Below are 13,903 nucleotides of genomic sequence, written 5' to 3'. Positions count from 1 at the left end.
GAGCACAGGACGTGAGCACAAAACCGACTTAACGGCGCCGCAGAGGCGAGTCGGGCCTGCGAAACGAGTTGACAAGCCTCTAGGGATCTTATATGCATAGGTGTCTCATAAGTCGCGTGGGGTCGTTTTGATTACCGGCGCACTGCCTTTATGCCGGAACCTACCTCGAAACCAAGCGTTTACATCGATTCGGATGGTCATCATGAAAAAGGGCTGCAGATGTGAGCGATGGGATCATGGGGCCGAGTCGGCTTCTATCTCGGCGCTCTCAAGGCGGCCCTTTCCATTTGACTGGACCAGGCTTTCCATTCCTAATCCGTGATCACAAAAGGAGGTCTGTGGCAAAGATCCATTAGGCACAATGGGCTGAACTGTAAAATGAAAAAAGGCACAAGCATCGAAAGGAGGGACAACCTTGGCATTCCAACCTGTACAGCAAAAGTATACCGGAAGCATTCGTGAGGTGACCCTGGGCGTCGGCGACAAAGCGGTGGTCATTGGCGGTCGATCGGCTTTTGCATTTTGCACATTTGAAGGCCAGGTGCCGCATCCCCCAAGAATCGCCATGGAAATTTGGGATAAAGACCCCAGTAATGAGTGGTCCGAAGCGGCCAAGGAGCCGTTCAAAGACGTCCTTGGCGACCCGGTGGCGTGGGCCAAAAAGTGCGTCGACGAATATGGGGCGGAAATCCTTGTGATCCAGACCAAAAGCGCCGATCCCAATGCCGACAACAGGCCGGCAGAAGAAGTCGCCGCGGTGGTGAAAAAGGTCGTGGATGCTGTCAATGTCCCCGTGGTGGTCTGGGGTGTGGCCAATCACGAAAAGGACACCCAGGTGATGCGCCTCGTGGCGGAACAGTGTGCTGGGAAAAACCTGGCCATCGCCCCTGTGGAAGAGGGCGACTACAAACAAATTGCGGCGGCCTGTTTAGGCTACAAGCACACGGTGGTCGCTTCGACGCCCATTGATGTCAATCTCGCCAAACAGCTGAATATTCTTCTCGGCAATTTGGGCGTGAAGGAAGACAAGATTGTCATGGATCCGACAACGGGCAGTCTGGGTTATGGTTTGGAATACACTTACTCCGTCATCGAACGCATCAACCAAGCGGCTTTGACCCAAGGCGACGAGAAGCTGCTTCAGCCCATGATCTGCAACGTCGGCAATGAGGTGTGGAAGACCAAGGAAGCCAACCAAACCAATGAAGAGGCACCGCAACTTGGGGATCAAAAGACCAGAGCCGTGATGATGGAAGCCATTACGGCCGTGGATGTCCTGCTGGCCGGAGCGGATGCTGTGATCTTGCGTCATCCTGAGTCTGTGAAATTAGTGAAAAATTTCATTCAGAAAATGTGCTGATCCGGACACAGACCATAGGGGCGTGGGGAACGGCTCAAGAGACCTCATGAAGAGGAAAAGAGGGAATGGCCATGGCTGAGGAAAAAGAGAAGAAGCAGAAGGCATATAATTTCCGTGAGTTTTCGACGTGTGAGGCGACCATTCAGATGCTGCAGAAGGCGGCGGCGGATGGTGTGGAGACGGCGTTTCAGCGGGCGGCGGAGATGAAGGCGTGTCCCATTGGGGCGGATTCGGCGTGTTGTAAGCACTGCGCCATGGGGCCGTGCCGGTTGAACCCGAAGGATCCGTATTCGAAGGTGGGGGTGTGCGGGGCGACCATAGACACGATAGCGGCGAGGAATTTTGCGCGGATGGTGGCCTCGGGGTGTGCGTCGCACACGGACCACGGGATGACGATGTTGGATGTGTTTCGTGAGGTGGTGAACGGGAAGATCGCGGACTACAAGATCAAGGATGAGGAGAAGCTGCGCAGTGTGGCGCGCAGTGTGGGCATAGAGGTGGAAGGTCGCGAGACCATGGAGATCGCGAAGGATCTCTACAAGGAGTTGGAGCGGACATACACGCAGGTGGAGGGGGAGATTCCGTTTGTGAGCCGGGTGCCGGCGAAGACGTTGGAGACGTGGCGCAAATACGGGGTTGTGCCACGTGGGGCGATGCGGGAGATCATGGAGATCATGCATCGGACCCATATGGGGGTGGACCAGGATTACGAGAATTTGGTGCGGCAGTGTTCTCGGACGGCGTTGGCGGACGGTTGGGGCGGGTCGATGGTGGCCACGGAGATTTCGGACATTTTGTTTGGGACGCCGAAGCCTTTGGTGGCCGGGGTGAACATGGGGTTTTTGAAGGAAGACCATGTGAACATCATCGTGCATGGTCACGAGCCGAATTTGTTTGAGTCGATGATCGATTCGGTGAACGATCCGGAGCTGGTGGCGAAGGCGAAGGAAGCTGGGGCGGCGGGGATCAATTTATTGGGGATGTGCTGTTCCGGGGCGGAAGTGCTTTCTCGGCACGGGGTGCCGCATGCGGGCAATTTCATGAGCACGGAGGCGGTGATCGCCACGGGGGCGGTGGATGCCATGGCGGTGGACGTGCAGTGCATCAAGCAGGCTCTGGTGCAGATGAGCGAGTGTTATGGGACGAAGTTTTTCACGACGAATCCTCGGGCGAAGATCGAGGGGGCGCAGCACATCGAGTTTCATGAGCATCATCCGCGGGAGTGCACGAACAAGGTGGTGGAGTTGGCCATTGAGCGGTTCAAGAACCGTCCTGGGCGGGTGGTGATTCCTCAGCGACGGGACATGGGGGTGCACGGGTTCAGCCATGAGTACATCAACTACATGTTGGGCGGGACGTTCCGTGGGAGCTACACGCCGCTCAATGAGAATATCATCAACGGTCGGATTCGGGGTGTGGCCGGGGTGGTGGGGTGCACGAACCCTCGGGTGAAGCAGGATTGGGTGCATGTGGAGTTGGTCAAGGAGCTGATCAAGAACAACGTGCTGGTGGTGCAGACGGGCTGTTCCCAGATTGCCCTGGCCAAGGCGGGGTTGATGAAGCCGGATGCGGCGGTGTTGGCTGGGGATGGATTGGCGGAGGTGTGCGAGACGGTGGGGATGCCGCCGGTTTTGGGGTGTGGGTCGTGTGTGGACAACAGCCGCATTCTCATTGCGTGTGCGGAGATGGTGCGCGTGGGGGGATTGGGCACGAGCATAGCGGATCTTCCCGTGGCGGGGGCGGCTCCGGAATGGATGAGCGAGAAGGCCATCAGCATCGGGCAGTATTTTGTGGCCTCTGGGGTGTACACGGTCTTTGGGGTGACGTTCCCGATCCTGGAGGGGACGAAGTTCCACAAGCTCTTGTTCGAGGGTTTGGAGGAGATGGGGTTTGGCAAGTGGGGGTTTGCGTCGGATCCGTATGAGATGGCCCACATGATGATCGCCCACATTGACAAGAAGCGGGAAGCTTTGGGGATCATGGGCCCGCGCGAACGCAAGCTCTTCGATATGGCCGACCGCCGCGCCCTGGATTAGGCCGCAGGCGTTTTTGGGAAAGGCGGCGCCGGGCCTCCGGCGCCGAGCCTACAGCGTCAAGAAGATCCGGCGAGAAGCTGGAAGGGTTCGGCTTTCAATCAACGGCAGCGTCCTTAAGAAAAGGAGTCTTGCTATGTCTCGGTTGGTGGCCTTTGCGGCGATTCAAGGTGCATACAATATCGTGTCCAAGGTTGAGGGCAAGTTCAAGGAGGCCATGGACAAATACGGCCCGAATCAGCCCTTGGAGTTTCCGAACACCGCGTATTATCTGCCAATTATTTACTCAATTCTGGGGATTAAGGTGGAGAAGCTGGCCGATGCCGAGCCGGTTCTTGAGCGGTGCAAGAAGCTCTTGCCGCCGCACATTAAGGGGCGGATCCATACACCGTATTTAGGAGGCACATTGGACGCAGGGATGGCGGCGATTTTGGCCGAGGAAATTTTTGAGGCCATCCGCTACGTTGAAGATCCCGACTTCTATCAGGCAGTGGAAGATCCGGATGTGGAATCCGGTAAGCTATGGGTGGGTGCCGCCGATGACACGATCATGCGGAAACGCGGGATCGAATTCGTGGACGGGAGTGCGCCGGGCTTTGCGGCCATCGTTGGGGCAGCGCCCGATCCAGAGACGGCGAAGATGATTGCCGAGGAGTACCAAAGGAAGAACCTGTACGTGTTTATGTGCGCCAACCAAGCGGGGACCACGTTTACGCAGCAGTTGCTGGAAGCTGGAGTGCAGATTGGATGGTCCACGCGGCTTGTGCCCTTTGGGCCGGATATTTCTGCAGCCGTTTTCGCTTTGGGCTTCGCCAACCGCGCAGCCATGGCTTTCGGCGGCGTGCAGCCTGGCGATTATCGCAAGATCCTCCTTTACAACAAGGATCGGATCTTCGCCTTTGTCAACGCCCTCGGTGAAGTGAACGCGGAGTGGGCCGCCAATGCGGCCGGGGCCATCAACTGGGGGTTCCCGACCATTGCGGATACGGACATTCCGGAAATTCTGCCCACCGGTATTTGTACGTACGAACATGTGGTTTCCAGCGTTCCGCACAGTCAGATTTGTGCCAAATCCATCGAAGTGCGCGGCTTGAAGGTCACCATCACGGAAGTGCCCGTTCCTGTCTCGTATGGTCCCGCTTTCGAGGGTGAGCGTGTCCGTAAGGAGGATGTCTATCTGGAGTGCGGCGGCGGAAAGACACCGTGTTTCGAATTGGTGCGCATTGCCGAAATGGACGCTGTGGAAGACGGCAAAGTGGAAGTTTTCGGACCAGACATCAAAGACGTGCAACCAGGAAGCCGCCTGCCTTTGGCAGTGATCGTCGAGGTTGCCGGGCGGAAGATGCAAGAAGACTACGAGCCCATTCTGGAACGCCAGATCCACCACCTAGTGAACTATGCTCAAGGTGTCATGCACATCGGGCAACGGGACATTGCATGGTACCGCATTGGTAAGGGAGCGGTGGAAAAAGGCTTCACCTTGGAACATATTGGAAAGATTCTCCATGCCAAGTTCCATCAGGATTTTGGGGCGATCTTTGACAAATGCCAGGTGAAGATTTACACGGATGAAGCCAAGGTCAAAGAATTGCTGCCGATGGCTCAGCAGATGTATCGAACCCGCGACGAGCGGATCGAGGGCATGACCGACGAGACCACGGAAATTTACTATTCCTGCACCTTGTGTCAATCCTTTGCGCCCACCCACGTGTGCGTTATCAGCCCGGAGCGCACCGGGCTCTGCGGTGCGTACAACTGGCTCGATTGCAAAGCTTCCTACGAAATCAACCCCACGGGGCCGAATCAGCCCATCGCCAAAGGGGAGACGTTGGATGCTCGATACGGCAATTGGAAGGGCGTCAACGAATTTGTGGAAAGGGCCTCCCGCGGCGCCGTCACCAGTTATAATTTCTACAGCGTCGTCTACGATCCCATGACGACCTGCGGATGCTGTGAATGCATCGCGGCGGTTCTTCCCATCTGTAACGGCATCATGACCGTGAACCGGGATTATCCGGGCATGACGCCGTGCGGTATGAAGTTCACCACTTTGGCCGGAACCATCGGCGGGGGCAATGTCACCCCAGGTTTTGTGGGCCACAGCAAGTACAATATCACCCAGCGTAAGTTCATCGCGGGTGACGGCGGCATCAAGCGGTTGGTGTGGATGCCCAAGATGCTCAAGGAGGAAATCCGCGAGCGACTCATCCGACGTGGTGAAGAGATTGGCATTCCCAATTTCATTGACATGATTGCCACGGAAGAGCAGGGCGTCACCGAAGATGAAATCCTGCCGTTCCTCCAGGAAGTGGGCCATCCGGCACTGACCATGGAACCGATTCTTGGTTAAAGAGTGGGCCGGGGGTGTCGTGGAGTGCCCCCGGCCTCTTTACGTGTTTCTCACGAGAGAGGCGATGAGGAGAAAAACAGATGGGCCTGACAGGAATTGAAATCTTCAAGCTTCTTCCCAAAACGAACTGTGGTGACTGCGGCGTTCCCACGTGTTTGGCCTTTGCCATGAATTTGGCGGCAGGAAAGGCCGAGTTGGATGCGTGCCCTCATGTGTCTGAGGCGGCGAAAGAGAAGCTGGCCGCGGATTCCGCGCCTCCTGTGCGGCCGTTGGCCGTGGGTACCGGCGAGTACACGGTGAAGGTAGGCGGCGAAACCGTTCTCTTCCGACATGAAAAGACCTTCGTCAATCCTCCGGGGCTGGCCACCCTGGTGACAACGGCGGAAGATGCCGCATCCGTGGATGGGAAAATGGCCCGTTTCAAAGCGTGCCAGTTTGAACGGGTGGGCCTGAATCTGCGACCGGAAATGTTTGCCGTTCAAGACGCCAACGGAGACGCCGCGGCATTCACTGCGCTGGCGAAAAAGATTTCAGACGGAACAGGCGCGGCTCTGATTTTGATTTCCGACAAGGTGGATGTGCTCAAAGCCGCCGTGGAGCAATTGAAAGACAAAAAGCCTTTGCTTTACGCTGCGACGGCCGACAATGCGGATGCTTTGGGAGCGCTGGCGAAGGAAACCGGATGTCCTTTGGCCGTGAAAGGTGAAGGCACAGTGGAAAGTGTCATCGCCGTGACGGAAAAATTGGCCGCCATGGGCCTGAAAGATCTCGTGATCGACACAGGCACACGGGATCTCAAGAAGGCCTTCGAGGAACAGATCCAGATCCGGCGTGCGGCTATCAAGAACCGTTTCGTCCCCTCGGCTATCCAACCATCATCTTCGCATCGGAAATGGCCGATGATCTGCTCAATGAGGCCATGGTCGCGGCAACATTCATTGCCAAGTACGCGGCATTTATTGTGATGAGCGACGTGAAGCCGGAAATTCATTTCCCGCTTCTGCTCGAACGTTTGAATATTTACACGGACCCGCAGCGCCCCATGACCGCTGAACAGGGCATCTACCCTATCAACAATCCGGATGAGAATTCTCCTGTCCTGGTCACCTGCAACTTTTCTCTCACCTATTTTATCGTCAGCGGCGAAATCGAATCCAGCCGTGTGCCGTCCTGGTTGCTGGTGCAGGACACGGAAGGGCTTTCGGTCATGACAGCATGGGCTGCAGGGAAATTCAACGGCGAATCCGTGGGAACGTTCGTCCGAAAATGCGGCATCATGGACAAGGTGAAACACAAATCCATCGTCATCCCCGGCTATGCGGCGGCCATCAGTGGTGAACTGGAAGAAGAAATTCCAGGATGGAACGTTGTGGTGGGGCCTCGAGAGGCGAGCCACATTACGAAGTTCCTTAAGGAGTTCAAACCGCAATAAATTTTCGGGATAGGGGGGGCCTGCCGGCGGGAAAATCGCGCCGGCAGGTGGAGCGACTCCCGGGCCTTACTGAGCCAATGCAAACCCACAAGGAGGGTGCGATTCCATGAAGCTTATCGGCGAAAACCTCAATATTATGAGCAAGAAGTACGGCAAGGCACTGAAGGAGCGCGACGCCAAAACGCTCCAGGAGCTGGCCGTTCAAGAGGCGCAGGCCGGCATGGACTACATCGATCTCAACATCGGTCCGGCGGGCAAGACGGGCGAAGAGCTCATGTCGTGGTTGGTTCCGGTGATTCACGAGGTCGTCGATCTCCCCCTTGCCTTGGATACTTCCAACATCAAAGCCATAGAGGCGGGTCTGAAAGCCCACAAAAAATGCCCGGCCATGATCAACTCCATCATGGTGCGACCGGAACGTATGGAAGCCCTACTGCCCTTGGCCAAACAGTATGACGCGGAATTCATCGGCCTTCTTTGGGGACCTGAAGGGATGCCCCGGGATGAAAACGAACGAGGCGCTCTCTGCGCCGAGATTCTTTTCCGAGCCACGGAGATGGGTATTCCTCCGGAGAAAATCTATATCGATCCCATTCAGACACCTGTCAATGTCCAGCAGTCACAAATCATGAGCGCGCTGAACTTCATGAAAATGTTCCCGGATATGGCTCCGGGGTGCAACAGCACCATCGGGCTTTCCAACGTGTCCAATGGAGCGCCCGAACACCTGCGCCCCATTCTCAATCAGGTCATGCTCATTTTGTGGAAACGCTGGGGTATGCAATCGGCCATCGTCGATACCTTCGATACGGAGCTGCACAAGATTGCCCGCGGCCAAAGGCCTGAGCTGGAGGCCTTGGTGGCCAAGGTGGAGGACGGCGAAGAAATTGACATGGCCTCTCTCACCAAGGAAGAGCGAGATTTTGTCAAGACAGCCCGTGTCATTCTCGGACATACTCTTTATTCCGATTCCTGGCTGGAGGTGTAGCCGCTCAACGAACCTCGCTGCTCACATTCGATCAGTGCAAAAACCCCATCCGTGCGAGGTGGGGTTTTTGTGTCTCTGATCGCCCCGGGGTGAAGACCAGCATCGAAAACCGTTTGCACAACGAGGAGGGAAAAAGACTTTATGGGAACGCGTTATGTGTACTTTTTCGGGGAAGGCAAAGCCGACGGAAGTGCCGCCATGAAACCTCTTCTGGGGGGGAAAGGCGCCAATCTGGCGGAGATGACCAATTTGGGCATTCCCGTCCCCCCAGGTTTCACGATTTCTACCGAAGTCTGCACTTATTACTACCAGCACAAAGGGTCTTATCCTCCGGGACTTGAGCAGGACGTTGAAGCGGCCCTCCGTCGGCTGGAAGGTGTCATGGGCCGACGCTTCGGGGATTCTCAGAAGCCCTTACTGGTTTCGGTCCGATCAGGTGCGGCCGTCAGCATGCCGGGCATGATGGACACAGTCCTCAACCTCGGGCTCAACGATGACACGGTGGAAGGCCTAGCCCGGGAAACCAACGATCCTCGTTTTGCTTACGATTGCTATCGACGGTTTCTTAGCATGTACGGCGACGTGGTCTTGGGATTGAAGGCGGAAAGCCATGACGCCATCGATCCTTTCGAGGAGATTATCGATGAACTGAAAAAAGCCCGGGGGGTCGAGTACGACAACCAGTTGAGCGCGGAGGATCTTAAGGAACTGTGCCAACGCTACAAACAACTGATCCGAAAAAAAATCGGGAAAGATTTTCCGCAGGACCCAAAGGAGCAACTTTGGGGAGCCATCGGGGCGGTTTTCGGGTCTTGGGATAATCCACGGGCCATCGCGTACCGACAGATCAATGGCATACCAGACGATATGGGGACGGCGGTCAATGTGCAGGCCATGGTCTTCGGCAATATGGGAGATGATTGTGCCACCGGGGTCGCCTTTACCCGAAACCCAGCCACGGGGGAAAACGTTCTGTACGGTGAGTACCTCGTGAATGCCCAAGGGGAAGATGTGGTCGCCGGCATTCGGACGCCGCAACCGATTAACATTCGCCAGAAAACGGAACCCCACATGGTCTCTTTGGAAGAAGCCATGCCGGAGGCTTACGCCGAACTGGAACGGATTCGAAAGATTCTCGACCGGCACTACCGAGATATGCAAGACATCGAATTTACAATCCAACGCCGAAAACTATGGATGCTCCAAACCCGAACGGGGAAGCGCACGGGTTTTGCCGCCTTCAAGATTGCCGTGGACATGGTCCGGGAAGGTATTCTCACCCCAAAAGAGGCCTTGCTCCGGGTGGAGCCCAATCAGTTGAACCAGTTGCTGAGGCCCATTTTCGATGCCCAAGCGAAACAAAAAGCCATTGCCTCCAAGGCCCTGTTGGCTAAAGGACTGAACGCCGGGCCAGGTGCTGCGAGCGGCCGCGTGGTGTTCAATGCCATTGATGCGGAAGAGTGGGCGGGAAGGGGTGAACAGGTCATCCTGGTGCGCCTGGAGACGTCCCCGGATGATATTCGAGGGATGCACGCAGCCCAAGGGATTTTGACTTCCCGAGGGGGGATGACGTCACATGCGGCTCTTGTGGCCCGCCAAATGGGGAAAGTCTGTGTGGTGGGATGCGGGGACCTGGAGATTGATTACAAGCAGCGGCAGATGACCGCCAACGGCCGTGTGGTCAGAGAAGGCGACTGGATTTCCGTGGATGGATCCACCGGCGAGGTGTTTGTGGGCCAGATTCCCACAAAGCCCTCTGAAGTGATTCAAGTCCTCTTGGAAAAGACACTGAAACCTGAAGATTCTACAATCTATCAAGATTACGTGGAGCTCATGCGATGGGCGGACGAGCATCGGCGCCTCGGCGTTCGCACCAACGCCGACCAGCCGGATCAGGCCCAGACGGCATTGTTGTTCGGAGCGGAGGGGATCGGGCTGTGCCGCACCGAGCACATGTTTTTCGAAGGGGAGCGGATCCACGCGGTGCGCGAAATGATCCTGGCAGACACGAAAGAAGGGCGCGAAAAGGCTTTGGCGAAACTGCTGCCGATGCAGCGGGAAGATTTCAAAGGCATTTTCCGGGTGATGAAAGGGTTGCCCGTAACCATCCGGACTCTGGACCCGCCTCTGCACGAATTCCTACCCACGGAAGACGCCGACATCCGTACAGTAGCGGTGCAAATGGGGGTTTCGGAGGATCGCGTTCGGGCGAAGATTCAAGCTCTTCACGAGGCTAATCCCATGTTGGGACATCGTGGGTGTCGACTCGGGATTGCCTACCCGGAAATCACGGCGATGCAAGCACGGGCCATTTTGGAAGCCGCCTGCGAAGTCAAAAAGGAGGGCATTGACGTTCACCCTGAAATCATGATCCCTTTGGTGGGGCATGTGGCGGAACTGGCCCATCAAAGGCAGGTGGTCGATGAGGTGGCGCGTCAGGTGATGGAGCAGTACAGAGTCCAGGTGGACTATGTGGTCGGAACGATGATTGAGGTGCCTCGAGGTGCACTGACGGCCGATGAGATTGCCAAGGAAGCCATGTTCTTCTCCTTCGGCACCAACGACCTCACCCAGACCGTTTTTGGCATCAGCCGTGACGATGCCGCAAAGTTCTTGCACGAGTATTTGGACAAGAGGATTTGGGACTTCGACCCCTTTGAGCGGATTGATCAGGAGGGCGTCGGGCAACTCATGAAAATGGGGGTGGAAAAGGGGCGGGCCACCCGGCCGGATCTTAAGGTGGGCATCTGTGGAGAACATGGCGGGGAGCCCTCTTCTGTGGAGTTTTGCCATCGCATCGGCCTCAACTACGTCAGTTGCTCACCTTATCGGGTCCCTGTCGCTCGGCTGGCCGCCGCCCGCGCCGCTATCCGGGATCAGTAAGGAAAAATTCGGGACGAGGGAAAAGTCATGGAGCGCCCCATCCGATTGCGACGGTCGATCCTTTCTGTTCCGGCCAACCGGGAGAAGATGGTGCGGAAAGCGCTGAGTCTTCCCGCCGACGTCATTATGCTCGACCTGGAAGACAGTGTCCCCGTGGACGAAAAGGAAAAGGCCCGCCATGCGGTGGTGGAGGCGCTCACGGCCTCCGGCTGGGAAGGTCGGGTTCGGGCGTACCGCATCAACGACATGGGCACGCCTTTCGCCTATCGGGACCTCATCGATGTGGTAGAAAAGGCGGGTTCCTCTCTCGATGTCATCGTGGTGCCCAAGGTGAACGATCCGGCGGAAATCCAGGCCATTGACTACTGGCTGACCCAAATGGAAGCGCGGTTTGGTTTCCCCAAGAAAATCGGCTTGGAGGCGTCCATCGAAACGGCTCAAGGGATGCTGCGCGTCCGGGACATCGCCACGAGTTCCCCGCGTCTGGAGGCTCTGGTATTCGGGATCGCCGACTACGGGGCATCTGTGGGGATGCCCAGCGGCGGGATCAGCGGTCATGGGGACGCGGAGGACGGCCCAGAGACGCTTCGCTGGCTTTTCCCTCTCAGTCGAATGGTCATGGCGGCCAAGGCTGCGGGTCTCGCCGCTGTGGATGCTCCCTATGGTGATTTTCGCAACCCCCAAGGCCTGGCTCGCTCGTGCGCCATGAGCCGCGCCCTTGGCTACGATGGTAAATGGGCCATCCATCCCGATCAACTGGAAGTGATCAATCGGGCCTTCACCCCTTCAGAGGAGGACGTGGCCAGGAGTTTACGCGTCGTTGAGGCTTATGAATCGGCACGCTCCCGAGGTGAGGGGTCCGTGGCCGTTGACGGTAAAATGGTGGATGCGGCTTCCGTTCGGGTTGCCCAAGTGACAGTGGCGGTGGCAAAAGCCGCCCGCCACCGGGATGACCTTAGCGGGACCGTACGGTCTTAGAAAAATGCTGTGAGGGAGGCGATTACACGTCTTTCGGCAAGCTCACCGTTGCTGCGATACCTTCAACCCCGGCTCACGTCCTGTAGCGCATCCTTCTATGGTACTCCCTCGTAAAAGGTGTTTAACCTCATCAAAGGATGGGAACCATCGAGGAAAAATGAAGAGGATCATGTCACCGGAGTGGACTGCGCTGCAAAATCCCTCCCCAATCGAGGGCGGGGAGTTCGAGACTCCATCGGTGCTCAAGGAACAAATCACCCGCCAGAACAATGAGCTGCAGATCCTGTTCGATATCTCTTCCGCCATTCATAGCTCACCGCGCCTAGAAGACGTGCTCCAGCAATCGCTGATTGCCATTCTCCGCACCTTGCAGCTCAAAATGGGGGCCATTTATCTGTTGAAATCCGACGGCCAAGGTGTGGGGACCATGGTATTGGCCGCTCAACATGGTTTTTCGTCAACTCTTGTGGAGAACATCCGGTCCTTTCGCGTGGGTCACGGATGGTCCGGGGCCGGCCGTTTGAAGAACCCTGTGGCGTGGCTTAAAAGGGAGCAGCTTTTCTTCCCGGCCTTGAGAGACCGCATGGCCGCAGAGGACATCCACGAGATTATCCGTATCGCTCTCTTTACCCAGAAAGGAATTCTGGGGCTCCTCTATGTGGCTAACCATGGAGCGCTCCAGATCCGTCATGACCGTCGAGAGTTTCTGACCACCATCGGGCAACAGATCGGCGTCGCCATTGAAAACGCCCAGCTCTTTGAGTCCGTCCAGCGGGCGAAAACCGAACTGGAAATCAGTTTCGACGCCATCCAGCACAGTATTTTCCTCCTGGAAGCTTCCGGGCGCATCCTCCGGATCAACGAAACCACAGAAAAAACCTATGGACACAGGGACCAGCTGCTGGGCCGGAACTATTGGGAGATTCTGTATCAAGCTTCAGAACCGCCCAGCGGATGTCCCGTCCGTGAATGCTTCCTCAGTCGCCGTCCCGTGCAGAAGGAAGGCCCGCATCCGCGCTGGGGAGGATTTTACCGCCTGTATGCTTTTCCGGTGCTCAATCTGTCTTCCCAATTGGAGCGCATCGTGTATTACGAAAAGGACGAAACCGAGGCGAGAAAGTTGGAGCAACGTCTCCAGCAGACGGAACGCCTCCAGTCCTTGGGCACCTTGGCGGCCGGGATCGCCCATGAGATCCGAAATCCGCTGGCCACGATCAACTTCAATGCGCAGATGCTCCAGCGGGAATTGGATTTGGACGACAATCAGGCGCAAATGCTTTCGGATCTGATTCAGGAGGTCCGGAAAATCGACAATATCGTCCGTGAGGTGCTTAACTTTGCTCGTCCCCGAGAGCCTCAATTCCTGCCGGCCAATCTGAACGACATTGTGCGCTATTGCCATAATTTATCAAAAGTCCACATTCGGAAGGCCAAGATCGAGTTGTTTCTGGACCTAGACCACGCCATGCCCGACATCATTATGGACTCCGACCAGATCGGCCAGGTGGTCATGAATCTCATGATCAATGCCGTGGAGGCCATGCCGAACGGCGGTCGCATGGAGGTCCAAACGCGTGTGGACGAGGCCCAAGAGCGGGTGGTTCTCAGTGTGCGAGATACGGGTGAGGGGATTCTTCCGGAGGATGAGGGCAGAATCTTCGATCCTTTTTTCACCCGCAAAGCGGAAGGCACAGGCCTTGGATTGAGCATCTGCAGGAGAATCCTCGAGCGGCACGGTGCCCATATGGAAGTCGAGAGCCATGTTGGGAAAGGGAGTCTTTTCCGTGTCGTGTTTCCGCTGACCAAGAAAACAAACATGCCGGCGATGGAAGAAACCATCAACTGATGCTGCGGTGCGTCTGAAACATCCTCGAAGAAG

General features: G+C 56.6%; 7 protein-coding genes and 1 pseudogene. All 8 read left to right on the top strand.

The window, feature by feature from the left end; translation table 11 throughout:
* Positions 1–415: 415 nt before the first annotated feature.
* The 8 genes and pseudogenes from ACZ5K9_RS06875 to ACZ5K9_RS06840 all read left to right on the top strand — a co-directional run bounded on the left by ACZ5K9_RS06875 (position 416) and on the right by ACZ5K9_RS06840 (position 13,870).
* Positions 416–1,360, top strand: a complete 945-nt coding sequence (locus tag ACZ5K9_RS06875) for an acetyl-CoA decarbonylase/synthase complex subunit delta (RefSeq protein ID WP_464273685.1) — start codon at positions 416–418, stop codon at positions 1,358–1,360.
* Between the two features lie 71 nt (positions 1,361–1,431).
* Positions 1,432–3,396: an anaerobic carbon-monoxide dehydrogenase catalytic subunit gene (gene cooS / locus ACZ5K9_RS06870; protein ID WP_464273938.1), complete on the top strand. Its 1,965-nt coding sequence runs from the start codon at positions 1,432–1,434 to the stop codon at positions 3,394–3,396.
* A gap of 133 nt (positions 3,397–3,529) precedes the next feature.
* Positions 3,530–5,743 (top strand): acetyl-CoA decarbonylase/synthase complex subunit alpha/beta, encoded by a 2,214-nt coding sequence (acsB, locus tag ACZ5K9_RS06865; protein ID WP_464273684.1) that lies wholly within the window; start codon positions 3,530–3,532, stop codon positions 5,741–5,743.
* Between the two features lie 80 nt (positions 5,744–5,823).
* A pseudogene (gene acsC, locus ACZ5K9_RS06860) lies at positions 5,824–7,175 on the top strand (acetyl-CoA decarbonylase/synthase complex subunit gamma).
* A 106-nt stretch (positions 7,176–7,281) separates the two neighbouring features.
* Positions 7,282–8,163, top strand: coding sequence for a dihydropteroate synthase (locus ACZ5K9_RS06855; RefSeq protein WP_464273683.1), 882 nt, complete (start codon positions 7,282–7,284; stop codon positions 8,161–8,163).
* Between the two features lie 141 nt (positions 8,164–8,304).
* Positions 8,305–11,046, top strand: coding sequence for a pyruvate, phosphate dikinase (gene ppdK / locus ACZ5K9_RS06850; protein WP_464273682.1), 2,742 nt, complete (start codon positions 8,305–8,307; stop codon positions 11,044–11,046).
* A 27-nt stretch (positions 11,047–11,073) separates the two neighbouring features.
* Positions 11,074–12,024 (top strand): HpcH/HpaI aldolase/citrate lyase family protein, encoded by a 951-nt coding sequence (locus tag ACZ5K9_RS06845; protein ID WP_464273681.1) that lies wholly within the window; start codon positions 11,074–11,076, stop codon positions 12,022–12,024.
* A gap of 157 nt (positions 12,025–12,181) precedes the next feature.
* Positions 12,182–13,870, top strand: coding sequence for an ATP-binding protein (locus ACZ5K9_RS06840; RefSeq protein WP_464273680.1), 1,689 nt, complete (start codon positions 12,182–12,184; stop codon positions 13,868–13,870).
* Positions 13,871–13,903 lie beyond the last annotated feature (33 nt).

The organism is Desulfosoma profundi, assembly GCF_055387865.1.
Note: the sequence above shows the minus strand (reverse complement) of the source record. Positions and strands in the feature narration are given on the sequence as shown.